This is a genomic window from Brevundimonas sp. ABV4_179, from assembly GCF_056311945.1.
Window position 1 is genome coordinate 839,915 of the sequence record NZ_CM149976.1, and the last position, 24,601, is coordinate 864,515.

Sequence of the window (24,601 nt, forward strand, 5' to 3'; positions counted from 1 at the left end):
CGATTGACTCGCTGCGGTTGCCTTGCGGCCGGTTTTCCTTCATAAGCCGCCGCTTCCGACGCAAGTGAACCTCGCGTCTCCACCCACACGACAGCTCTCCAAGGAGAGAACGAGGTGGGCGAGAACCCTCCGCCGACGTGATCGTCGCCGGGGGCCGTTGTCGTATGGAGCCGTTTCACCCGTCGCCATGAGGTAGTGAATGTTCGAGGCTCTGAACGAGCGGCTGACAGGCGTATTCGACCGGATCACCGGGCGCGGCGCCCTGTCCGAAAAGGACGTCGCCGAGGCGATGCGCGAAGTGCGCGTGGCCCTGCTGGAGGCCGACGTCGCCCTGCCGGTCGTCAAGGAATTCATCGCCTTCGCCACCGAACGCGCGACCGGCGAAGAAGTCATCCGTTCGGTCAAGCCGGCCGATCAGGTGGTCAAGATCGTCTATGACGGCCTGATCGAGATGCTCGGCGGCGAAGAGCCGGTCCCGCTGAACACCAACGCCAACCCGCCCGCCGTCGTTCTGATGGCCGGTCTGCAGGGGTCGGGCAAGACGACGACTTCCGCCAAGCTGGCGCTGCGTCTGACCAAATTCGATCGCAAGAAGGTCATGCTGGCCTCCCTCGATACGCGCCGTCCGGCCGCGATGGAGCAGCTGGCCACCCTGGGCAAGCAGATCGAGGTCGCGACCCTGCCCATCGTGGCGGGCGAGAGCGCGGTCCAGATCACGCGCCGGGCGCTGCAATCCGCCAAGCTCCAGGGCTTCGACGTCCTCATCCTGGACACCGCCGGCCGCATCACCCTGGACGAAGGGCTGATGAACGAGGTGGCCGAGGTCGCCGACATCGCCAAACCCGTCGAGACCCTGCTGGTCGCCGACAGCCTGACGGGTCAGGACGCGGTTCGCACCGCCAAGGCCTTCCACGAGCGCCTGCCCCTGACCGGCCTGGTCCTGACCCGCGCCGACGGCGACGGTCGCGGCGGCGCCATGCTGTCGATGCGCGCCGTCACCGGCCTGCCGATCAAATATCTGGGCGCCGGCGAAAAGGTCGATGCGCTGGACGTCTTCGACGCCCGTCGCGTCGCCGGCCGCATCCTGGGCCAGGGCGACATCGTCGCCCTGGTCGAAAAGGCCAGCCAGGATCTGGACCAGGCCAAGGCCGAGAAGATGGCCCGCAAACTGGCCAAGGGTCAGTTCGATCTGGACGACCTGGCCGGCCAGCTTCAGCAGATGAAGCGGATGGGCGGGCTTCAGGGCATCATGGGCATGCTGCCCGGCGTGGCCAAGATGAAGAACCAGATGGCCGACAGCGGCATCGACGACCGCATGATCCTGCGTCAGGAAGCCATCATCTCCTCGATGACCAAGGCCGAGCGCAAGAAGCCCGACCTGCTGAATGCATCGCGCAAGAAGCGCATCGCCGCCGGCGCCGGGGTCGATGTGCAGGACGTGAACCGGGTTCTGAAACAGCACCGCCAGATGGCCGATGTGGTCAAGTCGATGGCGCGCGGCGGACCCAAGAAGATGCAGCAGATGGCCGCCATGCTGAGCGGCCTCGGCGGCGGCGGCGGACTGCCCGGCATGGGCGGCGGTCCCGACATGGCCCGCCTCAAGGCGCTGGGCGGCGGCAAGATGGCCGAACCCTCCGCCGACGATCTGAAAGCCATCCAGGACCGCCTCGCGGGTCTGGGCGGCGGACAACTTCCGGGGGGCCTGCCGGGTCTTCCGGGCTTCCCTCCCAAGAAATAACCACTTCCTAGAAAGAGACTTGAATGCTGAAGATTCGTCTGGCCCGCGGCGGCGCCAAGAAGCGCCCCTACTACCACATCGTCGTCGCCGACTCGCACTCGCCCCGTGACGGCAAGTTCATCGAGAAGGTCGGCAGCTACAACCCGATGCTGCCCAAGGACGGCGCTCAGCCGCGCGTCGCCCTGAAGGTCGAACGTATCGCCGAATGGCTCGGCAAGGGCGCCCAACCGACCGACCGGGTCGCGCGCTTCCTGTCGCAGGACGAGACTCTGGGCCAGAAGGTCAAGTGGACGCAAAGCAACAACCCGAACAAGGCCCAGCCCGGCAAGAAGGCGCAAGAGCGCGCCGCCGAACGCGCCCAGCGCGAAGCCGACCGCCTGGAAGCCGAAGCCGCCGCCAAGGTCGAGGCCGCTGAAGCCGCCGCCCGCGCCAAGGAAGAGGCCGCCGCCGCCGCCGAAGCCGCCAAGAACGCTCCGGCTGCCGAGGAAGCGCCTGCCGAAGACGCTCCGGCCGCCGAAGCGACCGAGGAAAAGGCCGAAGGCTAAGCCTTTCGGTTTGACGATGATCAGGGCGGCGTCTTCCGGCGCCGCCTTTTTCATGCGCTAAGGACGACCATGACCACGGAAAGCAGATTGATCCTCGTCGGCCAGGTCGGCGGTGGTTTCGGGGTGCGGGGCGAGGTGCGCGTGACCGCCTTCACCGCCGATCCCCTGGCCCTGACCGCCTATGGCCCGCTGCTGCGCGCGGACGGGACCGTGGCCCTGACCCTGACCTCGACCCGGCCCGACAAGAACGGCGTCGTCGGCCGCGCCAAGGAGATCGCCACCAAGGAACAGGCCGACGCCCTGCGCGGCCTGAAGCTGCACGTCCCCCGCGACCGCTTCCCCGAGCCGGACGAGGACGAATTCTATCTCGCCGACCTTCTGGGCGTGCAGGTCCGCGACGTCGCCGGCGCCGTCATGGGCGTGGTGAAGTCGGTCCAGAACTTCGGCGCCGACGACATGCTGGAGATCGCGCCCGCCGCCGGCGGCCCGACCTGGTATCTGCCGTTCACCAAGGAGGCGACGCCGGAACTGCACTTGGCCGACGGCTGGCTGATGGCGGCGCCGCCGACCGAGGTGGGCGAGCGGGAGCCCGACTAGGCGTCCTCGACCGGGGCGTCGCCGACGTGTTTCTTGATCGATTCGATGGCCCGCTTGGCCCCCGACTTGTCGGAATAACCCTCGGTCGAGAAGATGATCTCGGAATTGTATTTGAAGCGGACGCGGTATTCGCCGGCCTTGTCCTGATAGACTTCGAACTTGTGCGCCATCGGGCCTCTCCCTGGATTTGACCGACTGTCGGCCACGGCCAAGCTGGCGCCGTCTCCTGCGCGGTTCCAGACACAAGCCCGCGATCAAAACGGCGCCCATCGCAGTTGCCAAATCACGACGCCCTACCGACATGGGAGGTTCAACCGCCAGAGGTTCGTCCCATGTCCGACCTGTCCGCCTTCCCGATCAACCAGCGCTGGCCGGCCCAGCATCCCGACCGCATCCAGCTCTATTCCCTGCCCACGCCAAACGGGGTGAAGGTGTCGATCATGCTGGAGGAGGTCGGCCTGGCCTATGAACCGCACCTGATCGACATCACGGCCAACGAGACCTGGGGGCCGGAGTTTCTGTCACTGAACCCCAACGGCAAGATCCCCGCCATCATCGACCCCGACGGTCCGGGCGGCCAGCCGCTGGCTCTGTTCGAATCCGGCGCCATCCTGATCTATCTGGCGGAGAAGACCGGGCAGTTGCTCTCGGCTGATCCGGCGACCCGCTATCAGACGATCCAGTGGCTGATGTTCCAGATGGGGGCGGTCGGCCCCATGTTCGGCCAGCTGGGCTTCTTCCACCGCTTCGCCGGCAGGGACTACGAGGACAAGCGCCCGCGCGACCGTTACGTCGCCGAAAGCCGACGTCTGCTGGGCGTGCTGGAGACGCAGCTGGACGGTCGAGACTGGATTGTCGGAGACTATTCCATCGCCGACGTCGCCACCCTGGGCTGGGTCCGCAATCTGATCGGCTTCTATGAGGCCGGCGAGATCGTGGGCTTCAAGGATTTCCCGCGCGTCGCCGCCTGGCTGGAACGGGGTCTGGCGCGGCCGGCCGTGCAGCGCGGACTGGAGATTCCGGCGCGTCACTGAACCGTCGCCGCTGGCGGGCATTATCTGACGGCATCAACTGGAGCGAGACTAATGGGTATCTTCTCTTCGATCTGGAACAAGATCACGGGCCACAAGCCCAAGACGGCCCCGCAGCAGACCCCGGCGCCTTCGGCCCAACCCGCGCCCGGCGCCGCACCGGCCGCTACCCCTGCGCTTCCGCCTGTGGACGTCGAGGCGGTGCTCAGCGATCTGGCGGCGTCAAAGGGCGGCGGCGGCAACTGGCGCACCTCAATCGTGGACCTCCTGAAGCTGCTGGACCTGGATTCCAGCCTGGCGGCCCGCAAGGAGCTGGCCGAGGAGCTGAATGTCCACGCCGGCGAGCACGGCTCGGCCGAGCAGAACATCGCCCTGTCCAAGGCGGTCTGGCAGAAGCTGGCTGAAAACGGCGGCCAGGTCCCGGCCTCGCTGCGCGACTAACCGGCCTCAAGCAGCGCGACGCGCGGTAGGTCACAGAGGCGGCCTCAAGCAGCGCGAAGCGCGTTAGGCCGCAGAACGAAGCGACGCTGGGTCAGGCCCTCGGTCTGATCCAGCGCATCGCCGCCAGGGCGGCGAAACCTACGACCAGTCCCCAAAAGGCTGCGCCGATCCCGAACAAGGCCAGGCCGGAGCCGGTGGCTGCGAACGTCAGGACGGCGGCCTCCCGCTCTTCAGTCTTGGCCAGCATGGCGCTCAGCGCCCCGGTCAGGGCCGCGATCAGGGTCAGCCCCGTAATGATCGCCAGAACGGCAGGCGGCATGGCGATGAACAGCCCCGCCAGAGGCGCTGCGAACAGCGCCACGATCACATAAAACCCACCATAGATGACGCCGACCATCCACCGTTTGGCCGGATCGGGATGGGCGTCGGCGTCCGTGCAGATTGCGGCGGTGATGGCCGCCAGATTGACCCCGTGGGCGCCGAAGGGGGCGGCGATCAGGCTGGTCAAGCCGGTGGCGAAGATCAGGCGGTTGGCGGGCGGCTCGTAGCCCGCAGCCTTCAGCACCACCAGCCCCGGCAGGTTCTGCGAGGCCAGCGTGACCAGAAACAGCGGCAGACCCAGGCTGACGGCGACCTTCCAGTCAAAGGCGGGCATGACGGGCGTCAGACCGCCGAACAGGCCGGTTCCCGGCGGCAGGCCGATCTGACCTTTGAAAGCCAGAACGCCGAAGGCGACGCAAAGCACGGCGGGCAACGCCCAGGCGGGCCACATCCGCCTTGCGACGATGAAGATCGCCAGCAGCCCGACCGCCAGCCCCATCTCGTCCGGCACAACCTTGAACAGCCTCAGCACGAAGGGCAGCAGCACCCCCGCCAGCATGGCAGAGGCGACGGAGGCCGGGATTCTCTGCGCCAGCCGACCCAGCACGGGCAAAAGGCCCGTCAGCACCATCAGGACCGCCGCGAATAAGAACGCCCCGATGGCGTTGGCCCAGCCCAGACCCAGCGTCGAGGCCGCTAGCAGGGCCGCGCCCGGCGTCGACCAGGCCAGCACGACCGGCATCCTTAATCGCCAGCTCAGCAGCAGTCCCGGCAGGCCGATGCCCAGGCACAGGGCGGTGACCATCGAAACGATCTGGGGCGGGCTGGCGCCCAGCACCTGGCCCGCCTGAACGACCAGGGCGACCGTGCCGCCGAATCCGACGACGGTGGCCACGGCGGCGGCGGAGAAGCTGGCGGGGGGCGGGATATCGGAGGCGCTCATGGCCACACGGATAAGCGGGGCCGTTGCGCCCCGAAAGCAAAAAGGGCCGCCGGATCGGCCGGCGGCCCCTGATTGTTCCATGATCCGGGGGGATCAGCCCTCGAAATCCTCCGGCAGACCGACGGCGTGGAAGCCCGCGTCGACGTGGACGACTTCGCCCGTGGTCGAACGGCCCAGGTCCGAGCACAGCCACAGGGCCGCGCCCGCGACGCCCTCCATCGATGTCTCTTCCTTGATCAGCGAGAACTGCGCCGACTTGGAGTGCAGGCCGCGTCCGCCCGAGATGCCGGCCAGCGACAGGGTGCGCATGGCCCCGGCCGAGATGGCGTTGACTCGGATGTTCTTCGGTCCCAGGTCGCGCGCGATATAGCGGGTCGCCGCCTCCAGCGCGGCCTTGGCCACGCCCATGGTGTTGTAGTTCGGAATGACCCGCTCGGACCCCAGATAGGTCAGGGTGATCATTGAGCCGCCGTTGGGCATCAGCTTGGCTGAACGCTTGGCCACGTCCACGAAGCTGAAGGCCGAGATGTTCAGGGCCAGGAGGAAGCTGTCGCGCGTGGTGTTTTCGACGAACGAACCCTTCAGCTCATCCTTGTTCGCGAAGGCGACCGAGTGGACGACGAAGTCGATCGTGCCAAACTCTTTTTCCAGCTCGGCGAAGGCGGCGTCCATCGAGGCGTCGTCGGTGACGTCGGCCTGGATCAACAGCTTGGCGCCGACGCTTTCGGCCAGCGGACGCACGCGGCGCTCCAGCCCCTCGCCCAGATAGGTGAAGGCCAATTCGGCGCCCTGGGTGGCCAGTTGCGAGGCGATGCCCCAGGCGATGGAGTTGGAGTTCGCGACCCCCATGATCAGGCCCTTCTTGCCCTTCATGAGGTCTCCGGTGGGCATGTCCCAGCCTTCGCTCGTCGCCATGATACGTCTCCTGATGATTTGGCGGAGGGTTAGCAGGGGCCGGTGCGAACCGGAACCCCCGCAAGCTTCCCCAGGGTTAAAGCAGGGCCGAAACCGCCTGACGCGCGGCCTCGCCCAGGTCTGGGCGTTTCAGCGCCAGGGCGACGTTGGCGCGAAGCAGGCCGATCTTGTCGCCGCAATCGTGGGTCACGCCCGCATATTCGACGGCGGTGAAGGTCTGCGTCCGCATCAGCCGCGCCATGGCGTCGGTCAGCTGGATCTCGTTGCCGGCGCCGCGCTCCTGGGTCGCCAGCAGGTCGAAGATTTCCGGCTGCAAGATGTAGCGGCCCGCGATCGACAGATTGGACGGCGCCGTGCCCGGGGCGGGCTTTTCGACCATCCCCTTCATGGCGATGCGATTGCCCTCGCGGACGGCGGGATCGACGATGCCGTATTTGTGGGCCTGCTCGATATCGACCGATTCCACCCCGATCAGATTGCCGCCCGTCTCGGCATAGACTTCGACGAGCTGCTTCAGGGCGCCGGGCTTGCCGTCCACGATCACATCCGGCAGGACGACGGCGAACGGCTCATGGCCGATGATGTCGCGCGCGCACCAGACGGCGTGGCCCAGGCCCTTGGGTTGCATCTGGCGGGTGAAGCTCATTTCGCCGGGGCGCGCCAGTTCGGCGTTCATGGCCGCCAGGATCTCGGTCTTGCCCTTGGCCTCCAACTGGGCCTCAAGCTCGATCTGGTGGTCGAAATAGTCCTCGATGGCTTCCTTTGAGCGGCCGGTCACGAAGACGATATGCTCGATTCCCGCCTCTCGCGCCTCTTCGACGATGTAGGACAGGATGGGGCGGTCGACGACGTTCAGCAGTTCCTTCGGCGTCGTCTTGGTGCCGGGAAGAACCCGCGTGCCGAGACCGGCGACGGGGAATACGGCCTTGCGCAGGCGCGTGGGCGTGGAGGTCATAAATGAATCCTGACAGCTATGCCGCCCCTTCTAGCCGGTGCGGGCCGGCGAAAGAAGGGGCGGGACGGCGGTCGGTTCCGACCTTATTTGGCGGGACGCGCCATCGGGGACATGGCGGCGATGGTCGCACGCTGGGCCAGAAGCTGATCTTCCGGCAGGGGGATCAGGCCGCGGTCGGCCAGATAGCCGCCCTTGCCGGCCGAACCTTCCGAAAGGAATTCCTGAACGAACTGCTGCAGGCCGGGGATCACGCCGATGTGGGCCTTCTTCACATAGATGTAGAGGCTGCGCGACAGCGGATATGCGCCGCTGGCGATGGTGTCGGCGGTGGGCGAGACGCCGTCGATGGTCTCGGCCTTCACCGTATCCAGGTTCTGCTCCAGGAAGGAATAGCCGAACACGCTTAGCGAGCCCGGCGTGCGGGTCAGGGTCTGGACGATGGCGTTGTCGTTCTCGCCCGAGTCGATCCAGGCGCCGTCCTCGCGCAGAGTGTGGGCGATGGCTTCGAACCGATCCTTGTCGCCTTCGATGGCCTTGACGCCCGGGACCAGCTTGGCGCCCGGCGTCATGCCCAGCTCCAGGAAGGCGTCGCGCGTGCCCGAGGTGGGCGGCGGGCCATAGACCTGGATGCGCTGGACCGGCAGGCCCTTGTTCACGTCGTTCCAGGTCTTGGTCGGGTTGGCGATGAAGGTTCCGTTCGGACCCGGCACGTCCTTGGCCAGACCTTCGTACAGGTCGTTCAGTTCGAAGTTGAAGCCGTTGCCGTTACGGGCGGTGGCGATGACGATGCCGTCGAAGCCGATCTTGATCTCGACGATGTCCTTGACGCCGTTCTTGGCGCACAGATCGAACTCGGACTGCTTCATCTGGCGCGAGGCGTTGGCGATGTCGGGGGTATTGGGGCCGACGCCCTGGCAGAAGGCCTGAATGCCGCCGCCCGTGCCGAGGGATTCGACGCGGGGCGCAGCCCCGCCCGAGGTGCGGGCGAAGGTTTCCGCGACGCGGGTGGCGAACGGGAAGACGGTGGACGACCCTGCCGCCCAGATGCCCGACCGGGTTCCCGATGGCGAACCGCCCGCGCCGCCGTCGCCGCAGGCCGCCAGGGCCATCAGGGCGGTCGCCGCCGCGGCGTATTTCAGTGAACGGATCATCAGTCGCTCTCCCTGAGCCTCGATTTCGCGACGCTTAGACCAGAGGTTTGTGACGGTTTTTGTCGCCGGTCAGCGCCCTGTCACAGCAGGCGGCGACGCATGACCTGCGACAGGGTGTCGATCAGGGTCACGGCGACCACGACGACGATCACGATGGCCGAGACGGCGCGGAAATCGAAGGCGTTCATGCTGTCGAACAGCACCTGGCCGATGCCCCCGGCGCCGATCAGGCCCAGCACCGTCGCCGAACGGCTGTTGGACTCGAAGCGGTACAGCGCAAACGACGTCCATAGCGGCGCGACCTGCGGCAGCACGCCCCAGACGATCTCGTGCAGCTTGCCGGCGCCGGTGGCGCGTACGCCCTCGACCGGCCCCTTGTCGATGGATTCCACCGCTTCAGAGAACAGCTTGGCCAGGACGCCGGCGGTGTTCAGGGTGATAGCCAGGACGCCGGCCAGCGGCCCCAGGCCCACGGCGGTCACGAACAGCAGGCCGATCACCAGGTCCGGCACCGAACGCAGCAGGTTCATCACCCAGCGCACCGGCGTCACGATCCAGACGGGGGCGATGTTGCGCGCCGCCGCCAGACCCAGGGGAATGCCCAGCAGGACGGCCAGGAAGGTGCCCCACAGGGCGATCTGGACCGTCTCCCACATCTTGGCGACGAACATCTTCCAGTCGGCGAAGTCCGGCCGCAGCAGGTCGTGGACGAACAGTTTGGTGCTGTCGTTGCCCGCGAACAGGCGCGAGATATTGCCCAGGTCCACCGCGTCGATGCTGTAGAGCAGGACGGCCGCGACGCCGCCCCAGACCAGGATGTCGGCGACCCAGGCCAGGGTCGATTTCTTGGGCGCCGCCGGAATGGCCGGGGCGGGAGACGTCGTCGCGGTCAAGGACGGACCTCGCGCAGGCTGCGCAGGCGTTGCAGTTCACGCTCGGCGGCGGCGGCGCCGGCGGTGTCGCCCTTGGCGCGGGCCTCGCCCAGCTTCTGGTCGGCGATCATCTCGCGGATCGGGTCCAGATAGCTGTCGTCGGCGGCCGCGAAGCGCGAATATTCCAGGTCCGCCAGGATCTTGCGCTGACGCTCTGCCTCGGCGCCTTCGCCCTGGCCATAGGTCAGGAAGAAGCTGCGGATCTTTTCCTTCAACGCCGGGTCCAGGTCCTCGCGCACGACGATGCCGCTTTCGGGGATGGGGGGCGAGGTCCAGATGTCCTCGATCTGGGCGGCCAGCTGCGGGTTCTCCTTACGCATGAACAGGGTGTTGACGCTGTTGGAGGTGGCCACGTCGATCACGCCGGTCGCCACGCCGAAGGCGTTGGCCTGGTGGTTGGCCGAACGCACCGTCTTGAAGCACTGGCTGGGGACCACGCCGCGCGGATTGAACAGGAAGGTGAGGGGCGCCAGGGTGCCGGACGTCGACTGGGCGTCGCCGATGCCGAAGTTGTACTGCTTGCCGCACGCCAGGACCTTGTCCAGCGTGATGCCAGACCCCTTCTTGACGATCAGGGTCGACTGATAGCTGTCCAGACCCTCGCGGTTGACGGTGCGGGCGATGACTTCGGCCTTGGCGCGGTCGATGGCCTCCACCTCGGGCTTGGCCGAGAACCAGCCGACCTGGGTGTGGTTGCCGCGCATGGCCTCGACCAGAACCGTGTAGTTCGAGCCGAAATAGGGCTTTACCGGAACGCCGACGGCCTTGGACATGTCGTCCAGCAGCGGCTGCCACAGCGGGCCGGCCGACGCCTGGCCTTCCGCCGACAGGATCGAGAAGGTCAGCTCCGTGGGCGCGCCGCCCGCAGCCGTCTTGTCGCCGCCGCCGCACGCGGCCAGGCCCAGGATCATCACGGCGGCGCCGGCCGCCGCCATCAGGCGGCGGGTGGGGGCAATACGGGACAGGCTCATGCCTTGGTCTCCCAGAACGCGTCCTCGAATTCGGGACCGTAGATTTCGATCAGGCGCTTTTGGTCCAGCGCCGTGGAAGGGCCGTCATAGACGATCTTGCCGCCCTGTAGCGCGATGACCCGGTCGCAGTAGCGGATGGCGTAGTCGACCTGGTGCAGGGTGACGATCACGCCCAGGCCGTCGCGCTTGTTCAGCTCGACCAGCAGCTCCATCACCTTGCGCGCCGACACCGGGTCCAGAGAGGCGACGGGTTCGTCGGCCAGAATGGCCTTGGCGCCCTGGACGATGGCGCGGGCGATGGCGCCGCGCTGTTGCTGGCCCCCCGACAGGGTGTTGGCGCGCTGGGCGGCGTAGTCGCTGACGCCGACGCGGTGCAGGGCCGCCATGGCCTTGTCCTTGTCGGCTTGGGGCCACATCCCCAGAAGGCCCTGCCACGAGGGCAGGCGGCCCAGGGCGCCCAGCATGACGTTGGAGAACAGGCTAAGGCGGCCGACCAGATTGAACTGCTGGAAGATCATGCCCAGCTTGCCGCGCGCCTTGCGCACCGCGCCGGTGACGCGGCCGTCCTTCTGCACCGTCTCGCCGAAGACCTGAATGGTCCCCTTGCCGGCGTCGATGGACTGAAGCCCGGTGATGGAGCGCAGCAAGGTGGACTTGCCCGACCCGGACGGCCCGATCAGGGCGACCATCTCGCCCGAGGCGACCGAGATCGAGACGCCGTCCAGCGCCTTTCGCGATCCGAAGGTCTTCGACACGTCACGCGCCTGGACTAGCCCGGGGGCGACGGCGGCTGCGGATGAACTCATGAACTCGCTGAGAGGCTGTGGCGAAGGGGCGCCGCATGACGCGACGAAGGCGTTTGGGCAAGTCCTAATCGCACGGCGCGAGGGATTTCGTCTAGCCCGCGCTTGTCCGGGCCTGGGCGCCGCAGCGCCGCAGCCGCTCGGCGTCCGCGACATTGGCGAAGTCCGCATCCTGCATCAGCCGCGCGTCCATCACTGACGCCGGTTCAGCCAGAACCGGGTGGACGGACAGGGAGGCCAGGGCCTTGCGCAGCCTGATCGCGCTGGTCAGGTCGTGGGCGCCGTGACGGACCACAGGGCCGAAGATGTCGTCCAGCAGATCGTGCGCCGACAAGGGCTCGGCCAGCACGCGGTCGCAGGGCGGCCGATCCTCCGGCGCCGCGTCGGCCCACAGATCCATAAGCCGCACCCCCGAACCGATCACCCCGACCACGGTGCCGATGTCGTTGACGGCGGCCGACAAAGCCTTGTCCGCGATTTCGCCCAGGACGATCAGCCCGTAACGCGGATCCTGATCGAACGACCGTTCCCGCCCCAGGGTGAAGGCGGTCTGCACCGCATCGGCGTCTATGGCGTCGCCGCTCAGCCGCGCCAGGGGTTCGCCCCGCATCACAAAGGCGCCGGGGCGGGCGATGACCTGGATGCGGCCGTCAGCTCGCTCGGCCGCGGCCTGAAGGCTCTGGATGTCCACGTTCAGCACATAGCCGGTCTGCGCGGCCGTCACGACCGGCCCTCGATCCAGAACGCCAGCCGACGCGCCCATGCGTGGCCGCTTCGCCTCTGCGGTCAGGGCGACCAGGGTTTCGGCCTCGACACGCTCCACCGTATGGCTGAGGCGCGCCAGCCGCGTCAGGCGACTGACCCAGGTCAGCAGACGAAAGGCGACCAGGGCCACCACCGCCAGGCTGAACAGGAAGATGATCGCCCGGCCGCCAGGTCCGTAATACTGCGCATTGATCGCCGTGACCCCGACGATGGCGTAGAGAAAGGCCCCGACGAAGGTGGCCAGGGCCTTTTGGGTGCTTTCGTCGCCCGTGATCAGGGCGGCGGCGCGGGGCGTCGCGGCGCTGGAGACGCTGGTGTAGGCGGTGACCATGGCCCCCAGCGAGAATGTCGCCACGGCGAGCAGGCTGGACGCCAGTATGGTCAGCACCGCCTCGACGGAATCCCCGCCGAACCGCTCGGCCAGCACGGGCGGGGCGAACGGCGCGCCCCAGGCGCCGGCCAGGGCCGCGACCACGCCCAACGCCGCATAAAGGCTGGCCCGCCACCACAGCTGCCGCGACATCCGTCGAAACAGGAATATCCACCGATTCATCCGCTCCTCCGCCGTCTGAACGACAGCCAAAGGCCAAGGTTGCCGTCGGCGCGGCCATTTCGGAGGTGGACGGACATTTGTGACAGTCCCGGTCCGATCAAACCCAGGCCCCGCCATGAAATTACCGCTTTACATGACAGTCCACAGCCCCCATATCGCGCTCTCCGGCGGACCCCGTAGGTCTAACCGTTACGCGCTGCTAACGCCGGTCTGGGTTAACAATTAGCAGGGGGTTACGTGAATTGCGCACGTACCAATTTCCCCTGGACCTGGTCCGTGAGCGGCCTCCTGAACGTCCCGTCGCACTCGTGCGGCCGCGTTCGGTATCCGTAGCGGCGCGCTGGTTCCAGGATAATCTGAAAGCCGACGTCTTCTATGCAGTGAAGGCCAATCCCTCGCGCTGGGTCATCGAGACCCTGATCGAGGCTGGCGTTCGCGCCTTCGACGTGGCGTCCGTGGCCGAAATCGAACTGGTCCGTTCGGTCAGCCATGACGTGCGTCTGGCCTTCATGCATCCGGTCAAGAGCCGGTCTGCGATCACCAAGGCCTATTTTGACCACGGCGTCCGCACCTTCTCGCTGGATTGCGTGGAAGAGCTGAACAAGATCCTCGACGCCACCGGCGGCGCCGACGACCTGAACCTTGTGGTTCGCATGGCCGTCTCGGCCGATGGGGCCGCCTATACCCTTTCGGGCAAGTTCGGCGTGTCGTCGGATCAGGCTCCCGCCTTGCTGCTGGCCACGCGCCAGGCGGTCAAGGAAGGCCTGATGGGCGTCAGCTTCCACGTCGGTTCGCAGTGCATGCGCCCGACCGCCTATCAAGCGGCGATGGCCCAGGTCGGACGGTCGATCAGCCGCGCGGGCGTGATCGTCGACATCGTCGATGTCGGCGGCGGCTTCCCCTCGGTCTATCCCGGCATGGTCCCGCCGGACATGAGCGAATACGCCGACGCCATCCATCGCGGCTTCAACGAGATGCCGGTGTCGGAAACGACCGAGTTGTGGTGCGAGCCCGGTCGGGCGCTGGTCGCCGAATCCTCGTCGATCCTGGCCCGCGTCGATCTGCGAAAGGGCGACGCCCTGTATCTGAACGACGGCTCCTACGGTTCGCTGTTCGACGCGACCCACTCGCGCTGGCCCTTCCCGACCAAGCTGGTCCGGGACGGCGAAGCGTCGGGCGAGTTGAAGGCCTTCCAGTTTTACGGCCCGACCTGCGACAGCATCGACCATATGCCGGGCCCGTTCTGGCTGCCGGCCGATGTGCGCGAAGGCGATTTCATCGAGATCGGCATGCTGGGGGCTTACGGCGTCGCCATGTCGACCGGCTTCAACGGCTATGGCGAACACGACATCGCCGCGGTCGGGGACGCCCCGATGGCCTCGCTGTACGGCCTGGCGCCGCGCTCCATTCCCACCGTGCGCACCACGGCGGAAGAGAACGCGCGCAAGGTCGTGCGCCTGTCACGTCCCAAGGGTAAGGCCGGTCAGCGCAAGTCGCGCCGGAAGTAGGGCGCCCGCACCTCATATCCGTCATCCTCGGGCTCGACCCCAGGATCGGCTGCTGTGCGTCTCCATTGCGGAGAGAGCACGGCGGGACCTTCGGCCCTCGGATCAAGTCCGAGGGTGACGGCTGCAGGTTGGGCGTCTATCGGTCCTGTCGGTCGCTCCGTCCCGGCACGTCTGCTTGTTCGACGGGCGCTCAAATCACAGGGAAACCGCCGAAATGAACGCTCCCGTTCAATCGAACACCAAGGCCCAGCTGCTCCAAAACGTGGTCGAACACGTCGACATCACCAGCTTCGACGCCCGACCGATCATCGACTCGATGCGCAAGATGTCCTTTTCGTCGCGCGACACCGCCCGCGCCGCCGACATCTTCTCCATGGCCATCGAGGATGCGGACTGCTCGCCCTGGCTGATCCTGGCCGGTTCGACCTCGGCGGGCGGCTGCATGGACGTGTACCGCGACATGGTGAAGTTCGGCATGGTCGACGCCGTGGTCGCCACCGGCGCCTCCATCGTGGACATGGATTTCTTCGAGGCCCTGGGCTTCAAACACTATCAGGCCGCCGGTCAGGTGGACGACAACGTCCTGCGCGACAATTACATCGACCGCATCTACGACACCTATATCGACGAGGAAGAGCTTCAGGCCTGCGACCACACCATCCTGGAGATCGCCGACCGTCTGGAGCCGCGCGGCTATTCCAGCCGCGAGTTCATTTGGGAGATGGGCAAGTGGCTGTCCGAAGGGAATGCGAAGAAGCCCGGCTCGCTGATTCAAACCGCCTATGAAGAGGGCGTGCCGATCTTCTGCCCGGCCTTTGTCGACTCCTCCGCCGGCTTCGGCCTGGTCAAGCACCAGAAGGAACGCGCGGCCGCCGGCCAGCCCTATCTGATGCTGGACGCCATCGCCGACTTCCGCGAACTGACCGACATCAAGATCGCGGCGGGCGTCACCGGCCTGTTCATGGTCGGCGGCGGCGTGCCCAAGAACTTCGCCCAGGACACGGTCGTTTGCGCCGAAATTCTGGGCGTTGAGGCCGAGATGCACCGCTATGCGGTCCAGATCACCGTCGCCGACGTCCGCGACGGCGCCTGCTCGTCGTCCACGCTGAAAGAGGCCGCCTCCTGGGGCAAGGTTCAAACGACCCACGAACAGATGGTCTTCGCCGAAGCCACCACCGTGGTTCCCCTGATCGGGTCCGACGCCTATCATCGCGGCGCCTGGAAGGCCCGCGAGAAGCGCCGCTGGAACAAGCTGTTCGGGAAGTAATTAAGGAAAAAGACCGCCGAGTGATCCGGCGGTCTTTTTTCTAGCCTTGGCCGCCGTGGGCCGCGACGACGGATGACCAGAGCTTGGCGACTTCACCCAGGCCGTCCTCGAAGGCTTTTCGTTCGGCTCTCAGTCGCGCCGCCTCGATGGCGTTCTCGCTGCCCCAGACATTGGAGCGCTGGTCTTCGGTCGCCGTCGTCTCGCCCGTTCCGTAAACAAAGCCGGTTCGCACATCGATAAGGATAAAGGCGCAGGTGGCGTTCACGACCGCCTTCTTGCTGGGAAGAAAGCCGAGGGCGATGGTCTGCAGAGGGCCAAGCGCTGCGCTCTCGGTGCGGAAGCGCGTATCGATCGTATAGACGAGGATGACATCCGCCCTCAGTTGGGCTGCGGCGGCGCGCAGGTCTCGGGTGTCTTTCAAATCTGGCGAGACCAAAAGGCGACTTACAGGGGCGACGGCGGAAATGCGCGGCATTTGCGCCAGCCTTGCGAGGCTTTCATCCGTCTCGATGTCGCGTGTCGTCACAATGCCGAACGCGCCCGTGCCCATGCTGCTGTTGGAGGCGCTTCGATAGCCTGCCGAAGCGACACGAGCGACGGCCATCCGAGCAGGAAAAACAACGGCCGGTTGGCGAGCGAATGCGGCGGCGATGTCGCCGTCGTTCTCGGTGATTGCGCCCAGTTCGACCCCAGCGCCGGGCGTCGTATAGGTCGAACAGCCGCACAGCAACGCCATGCAGGCCGTCAGAATCAATCGCTTCATGGTTTCCCTCCGCCTAACTACAGGCTGCGGAGGGAGTGCGGCGTAAAAGTGGCGGGACGCTAGGCCGCGCAGGCCTCGAAGCCTTTGCGAAGTTCGGCTTCGTCCAGATCCCGGCCAATGAAGACCGCGCGGCTCCAGCGGCGTTCGGCGACGCCCCATTCGCGTTGCAGATCGCCTTCCAGGATCATGTGGACGGCCTGGAAGACCAGGCGGCGGTTCTCGCCCTGAACGTCGATGATGCCCTTGGCGCGCAGGATGTCCTGGCCCTGCTCGCCCAGCAACCGGTCAAGCCAGGCCGTGAACTTCGCCCCATCCAGCGGACGGTCGAGCGACAGGGAGATGCCCTTGATGTCGTCCTGGTGCGCGTGCCCCCGCGCGCCATGATCGTGATCGTGGTGGTCATGCCCGTGGTCGTGGTCATGATGGTGGTGATCGTGGCCGCAGTGTTCGTCGTGCACATGGCCGTCCGCGCCATGCGGCGGGTTCACGAAGTCCGGCTTCACTTCCAGAATCCGCTCCAGATCGAAGGCGTGAAGGCCCAGCACCTGATCCAGCGGCACGTTCGATCGTTCGGCTCGCACGATGGGCGCCAGCGGATTCAACGCCCGCAGACGCGCCTCGACCGTCTCCAGTTCGTCCGCCGTCGCCAGATCGACCTTGTTCAGGATGATCCGGTCGGCGAAGGCCACCTGTTCGCGGGCCTCCCTGGAATCGTCCAGCCGCGCCATCACGTGCTTGGCGTCAACCAGGGTCGTGACGCTGTCCAGCTGGGTCTTGGCCTTGACGTCCTCGTCGACGAAGAAGGTCTGCGCCACCGGGCCGGGGTCGGCCAGGCCCGTCGTTTCCACGATGATGGCGTCGAATGCGGGCTTTCCGGGACGCTGCCGCTTCATCAGGCCCGCGACCACGCGGATCAGGTCGCCGCGCACCGTGCAGCAGACGCAGCCGTTGTTCATCTCGAACACGTCCTCGTCGGCTCCGACCACCAGGTCGTTGTCGATGCCGATCTCGCCGAACTCGTTGACGATGACGGCGTAACGCTTGCCGTGATCCTCGGTCAGGATGCGGTTCAGCAGGGTCGTCTTGCCCGCGCCGAGATAGCCGGTCAGGACGGTGACGGGAATCTTGCCAGTCGTTGCGGCGGTCGAGGTCGGGGCGGCGAGGGTGTCGATCATAGGCCGCTAGATGGCGGCTGATATCACGCTTGGGAAGAGGGGCCTTAAGCCTTCTTCACGAACTCGGTGCGCAGGACCAGGCCGCGCACCTTTTCGACATTGGCCTCGATCTCGTCGGGATCGCCGGTCAGGCGGATGTTCTTGACCAGGGTCCCGCGCTTCAGGGTCACCCCGCCCGATCCCTTGACCTTCAGATCCTTGATCAGGGTCACGCTGTCGCCATCGGCCAGGATGTTGCCGTTGGAGTCTTTGGTCACGTCATCGGTCATGGCGACGCTTCTAGCGGCCAGAGGACCAAATATCCATACAAGCCGTGCGGGAATTGCGTGGCCTGCCTTAATCCGGCACGTTTGCCTCAAGCTCATCCAGCCACACCCGGGCAGAGCCATCCGACGGCGCTCGCCAGTCGCCGCGTGGCGACAGCGACCCGCCCGTCACGACCTTTGGCCCGTTCGGCAGGGCTGATCGCTTGAACTGGGCCGTCTGGAAGAAGCGATTAAGGAACTTCCTCAGCCAGCCCTTGATCGTCGCCAGATCGTATTCGACCTTCTCGTCGTCCGGCGTATTCGCCGGCCATTCGCCCGCCCCCGCATCGCCCCAGGCCTGGTGCGCCAGGAAGGCGACCTTGGACGGCTTCATCCCGAACCGGCTGAGGTAGAACAGGAAGAAGTCGTTCAGCGCATAGGGGCCGACCGTCCCCTCCGTCGACTGGATCACCCCATCCTTGGCGGGCACCAATTCGGGCGAAATCTCGGTGTCCAGAATGGCGTGCAGCGTCTCGCGCGCCTCTCCGCCGATCAGATCGCCTGTCGCCACCCAGCGGATCAGATGCCGGATCAGCGTTTTGGCCACCCCGGCGTTGACGTTGTAGTGGCTCATATGGTCGCCGACGCCATAGGTGGCCCAGCCCAGCGCCAGTTCCGACAGGTCCCCGGTCCCCAGAACGAACGCCTTGTTCTGGTTGGCCAGCCGGAACAGATAGTCGGTCCTCAGGCCCGCCTGCACATTTTCGAAGGTGATGTCGTGGACCGGCTGACCCTCGGCATAGGGGTGGCCGATGTCCCGGAACATCTGTTCGGCGGCGGGGCGAATGTCGATTTCCGCGCCCGTGACGCCCAGCGCGGTCATCAGCGCCCAGGCGTTGGACTTGGTCCCGTCCGAGGTCGCGAACCCCGGCATCGTATAGGCCAATATGCCGGTTCTCGGCAGGTCCAGCCGGTCGAAGGCGCGACAGGCGACCAGCAGGGCCTGGGTGGAATCCAGCCCGCCGGACACGCCGATCACCAGCGAGTTGGCGCCTGTGGCCGTCATCCGGCGCATCAGCCCTTGCACTTGGATATTGAACGCCTCGTAGCAGTCCTGATCCAGCCGCCCGGCGTCGTCCGGTACGAAGGGGAACCGGTCCAGCGGCCGGATCAACTCGCTGGCTTCATGATCCTCGCGCGCCAGGAAGGGCACGACGGTCGCCGCCTCGCCCTCGTTTCTGGCGCATTCGGCGAAGGTGCCGTTCCTCAACCGATCCAGCCCGATCCGGTCCACGTCCACATCGGCGATCGTCAGATGGCTCTCAAGGGCGAACCGCTCGCCTTCGGCCAGTTTCGACCCCAGCTCATGGATCGTCGCCTGACCGTCCCAGGCCAAGTCGGTGGTGCTCTCGCCCCAGCCCGATGCGGCGAAGACATAGGCCGACAGGGTGCGCGCCGAATGGCTGGCGCTCAGCATCGCCCGCTCGTCCGCCTTGCCGATGACGATGTTGGACGCCGACAGGTTCAGCAGGATCCGCGCGCCCGCCAGCGCCGCCCGCGTGGACGGAGGCAGCGGCGCCCAATAGTCCTCGCAGATCTCGACGGCGAAGACGAAGCCCGGCCGGTTCGCCGCCTCGAAGATCAGTCCCGGCGCGAAATCCACCGTCTCGCCGTTCAGCCGGATCACGTCTTCGGTCCGCGCCGTCGCTGGCGCGAACCAGCGTTTCTCGTAATATTCGCGGTAGTTGGGCAGATAGGTCTTGGGCGCGACGCCCAGCACCTCGCCCCCGCCCATCACCACGGCGCAGTTGAACAGGGTGTCTCCGCTGCGGATCGGCGCACCGACCACGGCGATCAGATCGGCGCCGGCTGTCGCCTCGGCCAGGACCGCGATCTGCCGCTCCACCTCGTCCAGCAGGGCCGCCTGCATATGCAGGTCGTCGATCGCATAGGCCGACAGCGACAGCTCGGGAAAGACCATCAGGTCCACGCCCTGTTCGCCCGCCTGGCGGATCAGCGCCAGATGCTCGCCCGCATTCGCCTTCGGATCCCCGACGTGCGCCACGGGCGTCGCCGCCGCCACGCGCACGAACCCTTGGGTCTTGGGCGAGAAGAAGGAAGAAGCATCGGTCATCGGATCGTCCTGCACCCGGCCTGGCCGGTCTTCGACCCCATATAGGCGCGAAAGATGAGGGGACGGAATCGTCTTCGCCGAGGCGAGGCGTGCGGAGCGTAACGAACCGCAAGCCTGTCCTCAGGCATGTCGCCGCAACTTAGCGCTCCGCCTTCTCGTCCGGGCGCTGGGTCAGCACCCGCACGCCGTCCCTTGTCACCGCCACCGTGTGCTCGAATTGCGCGGACAGTTTTCCGTCCGAGGTGACCACGGTCCAGCCGTCGTCCTCGGTCAGAACCGTGTGGACGCCCTGGTTCAGCATCGGCTCGATGGTGAAGGTCATGCCTTCGCGCAGGGTGACGCCCGTCCCCGCACGGCCGAAATGCAGCACCTGCGGCTCCTCGTGCATCTCGCGGCCGATGCCGTGCCCGCAATAGTCGCGCACGACGGAATAGCCCGCCTGTTTGGCGTGACGCTCGATGGCGAAGCCGATGTCGCCCAGGCGCGCGCCGGGTCGCACGGCGCGAATGCCCTTCCACATCGCCTCGTAGGTGGTGCGGACCAGACGGCGCGCCTGCGGCCCCACCGACCCGATCAGATAGGTCTTGGAGGAATCGGCGATGAAACCGTCCTTCTCCAGGGTGATGTCCAGATTGACGATATCGCCGCTCTTCAGCACGTCGTCGGCCGAGGGCGCGCCGTGGCAGACGACCTGGTTGATCGAACTGTTCAGCACGAAGCCATAGCCGTACTGGCCCTTGCTGGCCGGTCGCGCCTTCAAGACATCGACGATGAACCGCTCGACCCGGGCGTCGATTTCCAGCGTCGTCATCCCCTCCAGCGCCATGTTGTCCAGATGGGTGAAGACCGAGGCCAGCAGCCGGCCAGAGGCGGCCATCAGTTCGATCTCCTGCGGCGTCTTGGTCACGCCGCCGCGCCCGTCGTCGCCGGCGCCGCGACGCCCGCCGCCTTCAGCTCGCGCGCCACCAGTTCCTGAAACGTCAGGCCGGGGTTCGTCTCGCCCAACATGCCGATCCTGATCCAGAAGGCCGCCTGGGCGTTGATGGAGCGATAGGAGGCCTTTGCCGCCCGACGCAGTTGCTCGTGCAGTTCGTCCTCGATGTTGACGATGCCCATGTCCGGTCCCGACTATATGAAACGTATGCTAAACGTATATTCTGTCGGCGATCCGCAGCAAGAGCCTCTTTTTGCGAATGCGGATGACGTCCGCCTTCGCCCCCGCTAAAGCCATCCCATGACCGACACGCCGAAAAAAGGCTGGTTCCAGCGCCTGTCCGCTGGGCTCTCGCGCTCCTCCAAACAGATGACCGATCAGGTCGTCGCCACCTTCGTCAAGGAGCCTCTGTCCGAGGCGTCCCTGGAGCAGTTGGAGGAGCATCTGCTGGAAAGCGACCTCGGCCCGGCCGCCTCGGCCCGGATCGTCGAACGTTTTCGTGGGCTGAAGTTCGGCAAGGACGCGCCGGAACGCGAGGTCAAGGAGGCCCTGGCCGAGGCGGTCGCCGCCGAACTGTCGCCGCGCCAGGCGACCTTCGATCCGCTGAGCGGACCCAAACCCTATGTCGTCCTGTTCGTCGGGGTGAACGGCTCGGGCAAGACCACGACCCTGGGCAAGATCGCCGCCGATCTGACGGCCAAGGGCGCCAAGGTGATGATCGTCGCCGGTGACACCTTCCGCGCCGCCGCGCGCGAACAGCTGAAGGTTTGGGCCGAACGGGCCGGGGCCGATTTCGAAAGCCGTCGCGACGGCGCCGATGCGGCGGGTCTGGCCTTCGACGCCTATCAGAAGGCGCGGTCCGAAGGTTACGACGTCGTCCTGATCGATACGGCCGGGCGGCTGCAGAACAAGTCGGCCCTGATGGACGAACTGCTGAAGATCGTCCGCGTGCTGAAAAAGGTCGATCCCGATGCGCCGCACGACACGCTTCTGGTGCTGGACGCCACCGTGGGCCGCAACGCCTTGGCCCAGGAACAGATTTTCGGCCGCACCGCCTTCGTGACCGGCGTGGTCATGACGAAGCTGGACGGCACGGCGCGCGGCGGGGTGCTGGTGCCGGTGGCCCAGGCGTCGGACGCCCCCCTGATGCTGATCGGCGTGGGCGAGGGGGTCGAGGACCTGCAATCCTTTGACGCCCGCGCCTTCTCCCGCTCGCTGGTCGGACTGGAAGACTGACATGACCGAGACGTCGAAAAAGGCTTCCAGCATTCGTCAGGCCGTCGATTTCGGCGCCCTGGTCGCCTTCATGGCCGCCTACGCCGTCAACCGTTTCGCACGGGGCCTCGACGGGCAAGAGGCTCTGGTCCAGGCGACCTGGGTTCTGGTCGGTGCGTCGTTGATCGCGCTGATCGTCGGCTATGCGGTGGAGAAGCGGCTGGCGCAGCTGCCGTTGCTGACGGGCGGTTTCGCGCTGATCTTCGGCGTGCTGACCATCCTGTTCCACGACCCGAACCTGTTGAAGATCAAGCTGTCGATCCAGAACGGGCTGCTGGCGGCGGTGTTGTTGGGCTCCCTGCCGCTTAACCGCTATCCGTTCAAATATCTGCTGGGCGAGGCGATCAAGATCACCGACCGGGGCTGGCGCGGCCTGACCCTGCGCTACGGCCTGTATTTCGCGGCCGTGTGCATCGTGAACGAGATCGTGTGGCGCACCCAGTCGGACGATACTTGGGTCGCCTTCCGCGGCGGTCTGTGGATCGCCTCGGCCGTGTTTGGCGTCTGGCAGGTCTTCTTCATCATGAAGCACATGATCAAGGACGAGGAGCCCGCTCCGGTCTCGCCCGATACGGGATTGTAGAACTGCAAGCGGAACTGTCACGGAATCGACGCGCTTTTCCCGTCAAATCGTAAAGCTGAGCTGATACGTGTTCGGACGAAACTTTAGGGGAGCGGTGCGATGGTGAAGGCCGGTAAGTCAGGGCGCAGGGTCGGGCCTCTGGGCGCCTCGCCCAGCCATCTGATGCATCGCGCGCTGCAACTCGCGCTGGACATCTACGCCGAGGAGACGGGCGCCGACGGCCTGACCCAGCGTCAGTTCGCGGTGCTGGAGGCGGTGTCGCTCAAGGCGGGCCTGACCCAGACCGAACTCGTCCGCATGACCGGCATCGATCGTTCGACCCTGGCCGATCTGGTTACGCGCATGACCGCCAAGGGCCTGCTGGAACGCGAACGCTCGACGCTGGACGCCCGCGCCAAGGCCGTGCGTCTGTCCACGGAAGGGGCCGCCCGGCTGGAGGCCGCCCGCCCGCTGGTCGACGCCGCCGACAAGCGGATCATGGCCCTGCTGCCCAAGGGACAGCGCGAGAGCTTCCTGGCGCAGCTGGCCGAACTGGCCGCCGCCGCTGACGCCGCCCCCGACGCCGCCAAGGCCGAGGCCAAGGCCGCCAAGAAGGCGCTGAAGGCGGCTGAGAAGGAAACCCGCAAGGCCGAAAAGGCGGCGCGCAAGGCCGACCGCCCGGCCAAGCCCGCCAAGGTCAAGAAGCCCAAGCTGAAGCTCGTCGAGCCGGTCTGATTCCGGCCGCCAGCCGCCTCTGACCGTCCTTCCGACGCCCCGGAATGACGACCAGACCAGGCGGGGGATATCGAAGCCGCTAAGTTTTCTTGCGCAGCCGTTTCGCATTGGCGACGGCGGTCTTGTGGATGGGGGCCATCGCCTCGGCCTGGGCCTTCAGCAATTCGCCGTTCAGGGTCATGGCCTGGGTCGCCGCCCGGCTCCACCACCCCATCGCATAGCTGAACTGCGCCTCGGCCGCCTGGGCGGGCGTGCGGGCCTGGGTCACGGCCGCCGCCGCCCGCAGGACATGGGCGCCCTCGTCCATCGCCACGCGGCCCAGACGTTGGCCGATGGCCCCTGCGCTGGCGGCGACGGCCCCGGCCGAGGCGGACAAGGCCTCGGCCTTCTCCGAACTCATCAGCGACAGCTCCTTGAAATCCTGTCCCTTGGCGCTGGTCAGGCCCTGCGCCATCCGGCCGGTGCGGGCCGCGATCACCTCGGCGGAAGCGGCCATCAACTCGGCCCCGACCATGGCGGCGTCCGCGACCGTGGGGGTCCGGCGGCTCAGGACGCGACCTCCGGCTGGACTTCGGCGGCGAAGGCCGCGACGTCGTCGAGCAGGCCGGGGATCGCCGCCTCGATGATCTGCCGCCCCTTCTCCGGGCTGGCCTGGGCGGGGTCCGATCCGATGCGGCCGTCGGGGAAGCGGGCGCGATAGTCCAGGGCGTCGCGGATCGGCCCGTTCGGCGCGATCTGCGGCGAATAGTCGGCCGTCTTGATCCGGTCGGGATAGGCGGCCTGGGTCACGGCGATCTCGGACGGGGTGGCGTGCATCCCGTGGCCGGTCGGAAACAACCGGTTGCACAGGCCGTTCACGCCCGGCAGGTCCCACCAGTTCTTCAGCTTCAGGATAAACGGCGGCCGATCCTCGACAAAGCTCCACTCGGCGTAGATTTCCGAGATGGTCGCCTCGATGGTGGCGACATTGCCGCCGTGGCCGTTCAGGAAATAGATCCGCTCGAACCCGTGGCGGCTCAGCGACGACACCCAGTCGGTGATCGCGGCCATGAAGGTCGAGGGGCGGAGGGAGATGGTGCCCGCAAAGGCCAGGTGGTGCTGGGCCATGCCGATGTTGAAGGTGGGCGCCACGATCAGGTTGGCGTCGGTCTTCTCGGCTTCGTGGGCGATGATCTCGGGGCACAGCCAGTCGGTACCCAGAAGGCCGGTCGGGCCGTGCTGCTCGTTCGATCCGATGGGCACGACCACCGTCTTGGACAGCGCCCCGCCGTCTTTCAGGCGGGCGTCGATCTCGGGCCAAGAGGACAGGTGGATCAGCATGGGCAGGCTTTCACTCTACTAG

The 24,601-nt window shown here is 66.6% G+C and carries 27 protein-coding genes; 10 read left to right on the plus strand and 17 right to left on the minus strand.

Features of this window, described 5'->3' with window-relative positions; genetic code table 11:
- Nucleotides 1–199: 199 nt before the first annotated feature.
- The 3 genes from ffh to rimM all read left to right on the plus strand — a co-directional run bounded on the left by ffh (nt 200) and on the right by rimM (nt 2,880).
- Nucleotides 200–1,738, plus strand: a complete 1,539-nt coding sequence (gene ffh / locus ACYX4P_RS04060) for a signal recognition particle protein (RefSeq protein WP_248119379.1) — start codon at nt 200–202, stop codon at nt 1,736–1,738.
- 23 nt (nt 1,739–1,761) lie between these two features.
- The gene (rpsP, locus tag ACYX4P_RS04065; protein WP_248119378.1) at nt 1,762–2,283 is read left to right on the plus strand and encodes a 30S ribosomal protein S16; all 522 of its coding nucleotides are present in this window, start codon (nt 1,762–1,764) and stop codon (nt 2,281–2,283) included.
- Nucleotides 2,284–2,352: 69 nt separating this feature from the next.
- Nucleotides 2,353–2,880 carry a ribosome maturation factor RimM gene (rimM, locus tag ACYX4P_RS04070; RefSeq protein ID WP_248119377.1) on the plus strand — a complete coding sequence of 176 codons (528 nt, stop codon included), beginning with the start codon at nt 2,353–2,355 and terminating at the stop codon, nt 2,878–2,880.
- Here the strand turns inward: rimM and ACYX4P_RS04075 are convergent.
- Nucleotides 2,877–3,050 carry a YegP family protein gene (locus ACYX4P_RS04075; protein ID WP_087120843.1) on the minus strand — a complete coding sequence of 58 codons (174 nt, stop codon included), beginning with the start codon at nt 3,048–3,050 and terminating at the stop codon, nt 2,877–2,879. The two genes, rimM and ACYX4P_RS04075, sit on opposite strands and share 4 nt — an antisense overlap.
- Before the next feature lie 162 nt (nt 3,051–3,212).
- On the opposite strand from ACYX4P_RS04075, the gene ACYX4P_RS04080 reads away from it, so the two are divergent.
- Together ACYX4P_RS04080 and ACYX4P_RS04085 are read left to right on the plus strand one after the other, a co-directional pair.
- Nucleotides 3,213–3,914 (plus strand): glutathione S-transferase N-terminal domain-containing protein, encoded by a 702-nt coding sequence (locus ACYX4P_RS04080; RefSeq protein ID WP_248119376.1) that lies wholly within the window; start codon nt 3,213–3,215, stop codon nt 3,912–3,914.
- 51 nt (nt 3,915–3,965) lie between these two features.
- Entirely contained in the window at nt 3,966–4,352 is a 387-nt protein-coding gene (locus tag ACYX4P_RS04085; RefSeq protein WP_248119375.1) for a DUF3597 domain-containing protein, read from the plus strand.
- 91 nt (nt 4,353–4,443) lie between these two features.
- Here ACYX4P_RS04085 and ACYX4P_RS04090 read toward each other — a convergent pair whose 3' ends face one another.
- From ACYX4P_RS04090 to ACYX4P_RS04125, 8 genes are all read right to left on the minus strand, one after another.
- Nucleotides 4,444–5,616: a benzoate/H(+) symporter BenE family transporter gene (locus ACYX4P_RS04090; protein WP_248119374.1), complete on the minus strand. Its 1,173-nt coding sequence runs from the start codon at nt 5,614–5,616 to the stop codon at nt 4,444–4,446.
- 93 nt (nt 5,617–5,709) lie between these two features.
- Nucleotides 5,710–6,531, minus strand: a complete 822-nt coding sequence (locus ACYX4P_RS04095) for an enoyl-ACP reductase FabI (RefSeq protein ID WP_248119373.1) — start codon at nt 6,529–6,531, stop codon at nt 5,710–5,712.
- A 76-nt stretch (nt 6,532–6,607) separates the two neighbouring features.
- Nucleotides 6,608–7,486, minus strand: coding sequence for a UTP--glucose-1-phosphate uridylyltransferase GalU (gene galU / locus ACYX4P_RS04100; RefSeq protein WP_248119372.1), 879 nt, complete (start codon nt 7,484–7,486; stop codon nt 6,608–6,610).
- An 83-nt stretch (nt 7,487–7,569) separates the two neighbouring features.
- Nucleotides 7,570–8,637 carry a substrate-binding domain-containing protein gene (locus ACYX4P_RS04105; RefSeq protein WP_292046745.1) on the minus strand — a complete coding sequence of 356 codons (1,068 nt, stop codon included), beginning with the start codon at nt 8,635–8,637 and terminating at the stop codon, nt 7,570–7,572.
- Between the two features lie 80 nt (nt 8,638–8,717).
- The gene (gene phnE, locus ACYX4P_RS04110; protein ID WP_248119370.1) at nt 8,718–9,530 is read right to left on the minus strand and encodes a phosphonate ABC transporter, permease protein PhnE; all 813 of its coding nucleotides are present in this window, start codon (nt 9,528–9,530) and stop codon (nt 8,718–8,720) included.
- Nucleotides 9,527–10,540, minus strand: coding sequence for a phosphate/phosphite/phosphonate ABC transporter substrate-binding protein (gene phnD / locus ACYX4P_RS04115; RefSeq protein WP_292075005.1), 1,014 nt, complete (start codon nt 10,538–10,540; stop codon nt 9,527–9,529). The genes phnE and phnD overlap by 4 nt, the downstream gene beginning before the upstream one ends.
- Nucleotides 10,537–11,346 carry a phosphonate ABC transporter ATP-binding protein gene (gene phnC / locus ACYX4P_RS04120; RefSeq protein WP_248119368.1) on the minus strand — a complete coding sequence of 270 codons (810 nt, stop codon included), beginning with the start codon at nt 11,344–11,346 and terminating at the stop codon, nt 10,537–10,539. Before phnC ends, phnD begins: the two co-directional genes overlap by 4 nt.
- Before the next feature lie 91 nt (nt 11,347–11,437).
- Nucleotides 11,438–12,661 carry a DUF2254 domain-containing protein gene (locus ACYX4P_RS04125; protein WP_248119367.1) on the minus strand — a complete coding sequence of 408 codons (1,224 nt, stop codon included), beginning with the start codon at nt 12,659–12,661 and terminating at the stop codon, nt 11,438–11,440.
- 242 nt (nt 12,662–12,903) lie between these two features.
- Between ACYX4P_RS04125 and ACYX4P_RS04130 the strand changes: the two genes are divergently transcribed.
- Nucleotides 12,904–14,169 (plus strand): type III PLP-dependent enzyme, encoded by a 1,266-nt coding sequence (locus tag ACYX4P_RS04130; protein WP_248119366.1) that lies wholly within the window; start codon nt 12,904–12,906, stop codon nt 14,167–14,169.
- Nucleotides 14,170–14,383: 214 nt separating this feature from the next.
- Nucleotides 14,384–15,436: a 1,9-bis(guanidino)-5-aza-nonane synthase gene (locus ACYX4P_RS04135; protein ID WP_248119365.1), complete on the plus strand. Its 1,053-nt coding sequence runs from the start codon at nt 14,384–14,386 to the stop codon at nt 15,434–15,436.
- A 40-nt stretch (nt 15,437–15,476) separates the two neighbouring features.
- On the opposite strand, the gene ACYX4P_RS04140 is transcribed toward ACYX4P_RS04135, so the two are convergent.
- The 6 genes from ACYX4P_RS04140 to ACYX4P_RS04165 all read right to left on the minus strand — a co-directional run bounded on the left by ACYX4P_RS04140 (nt 15,477) and on the right by ACYX4P_RS04165 (nt 20,869).
- Complete coding sequence (locus ACYX4P_RS04140) at nt 15,477–16,199, minus strand: hypothetical protein (RefSeq protein ID WP_248119364.1); 723 nt, start codon at nt 16,197–16,199, stop codon at nt 15,477–15,479.
- Nucleotides 16,200–16,258: 59 nt separating this feature from the next.
- A complete protein-coding gene (locus ACYX4P_RS04145) occupies nt 16,259–17,374 on the minus strand; it encodes a CobW family GTP-binding protein (protein WP_248119363.1) in 1,116 nt (371 codons plus the stop codon).
- Between the two features lie 44 nt (nt 17,375–17,418).
- Complete coding sequence (locus tag ACYX4P_RS04150) at nt 17,419–17,643, minus strand: alkylphosphonate utilization protein (RefSeq protein ID WP_017506643.1); 225 nt, start codon at nt 17,641–17,643, stop codon at nt 17,419–17,421.
- 67 nt (nt 17,644–17,710) lie between these two features.
- Nucleotides 17,711–19,753: an NAD(+) synthase gene (locus ACYX4P_RS04155; protein ID WP_248119362.1), complete on the minus strand. Its 2,043-nt coding sequence runs from the start codon at nt 19,751–19,753 to the stop codon at nt 17,711–17,713.
- 139 nt (nt 19,754–19,892) lie between these two features.
- Nucleotides 19,893–20,660 (minus strand): type I methionyl aminopeptidase, encoded by a 768-nt coding sequence (map, locus tag ACYX4P_RS04160; RefSeq protein ID WP_248119361.1) that lies wholly within the window; start codon nt 20,658–20,660, stop codon nt 19,893–19,895.
- On the minus strand, nt 20,657–20,869 hold the full coding sequence (locus tag ACYX4P_RS04165; protein ID WP_248119360.1) for a ParD-like family protein: 213 nt from the start codon (nt 20,867–20,869) through the stop codon (nt 20,657–20,659). Before ACYX4P_RS04165 ends, map begins: the two co-directional genes overlap by 4 nt.
- A gap of 118 nt (nt 20,870–20,987) precedes the next feature.
- Between ACYX4P_RS04165 and ftsY the strand changes: the two genes are divergently transcribed.
- The 3 genes from ftsY (at nt 20,988) to ACYX4P_RS04180 (ending at nt 23,259) form a co-directional block, all read left to right on the plus strand.
- The gene (gene ftsY / locus ACYX4P_RS04170; RefSeq protein WP_248119359.1) at nt 20,988–21,923 is read left to right on the plus strand and encodes a signal recognition particle-docking protein FtsY; all 936 of its coding nucleotides are present in this window, start codon (nt 20,988–20,990) and stop codon (nt 21,921–21,923) included.
- 1 nt (nt 21,924) lies between these two features.
- The gene (locus tag ACYX4P_RS04175) at nt 21,925–22,545 is read left to right on the plus strand and encodes an inner membrane-spanning protein YciB (protein ID WP_248119358.1); all 621 of its coding nucleotides are present in this window, start codon (nt 21,925–21,927) and stop codon (nt 22,543–22,545) included.
- Nucleotides 22,546–22,644: 99 nt separating this feature from the next.
- Complete coding sequence (locus ACYX4P_RS04180) at nt 22,645–23,259, plus strand: MarR family winged helix-turn-helix transcriptional regulator (protein WP_248119357.1); 615 nt, start codon at nt 22,645–22,647, stop codon at nt 23,257–23,259.
- A gap of 79 nt (nt 23,260–23,338) precedes the next feature.
- On the opposite strand, the gene ACYX4P_RS04185 is transcribed toward ACYX4P_RS04180, so the two are convergent.
- Both ACYX4P_RS04185 and ACYX4P_RS04190 read right to left on the minus strand, forming a co-directional pair.
- Entirely contained in the window at nt 23,339–23,755 is a 417-nt protein-coding gene (locus ACYX4P_RS04185) for a phasin family protein (RefSeq protein ID WP_248119356.1), read from the minus strand.
- A 50-nt stretch (nt 23,756–23,805) separates the two neighbouring features.
- On the minus strand, nt 23,806–24,579 hold the full coding sequence (locus tag ACYX4P_RS04190; RefSeq protein ID WP_248119355.1) for a creatininase family protein: 774 nt from the start codon (nt 24,577–24,579) through the stop codon (nt 23,806–23,808).
- Between the last annotated feature and the right edge of the window lie 22 nt (nt 24,580–24,601).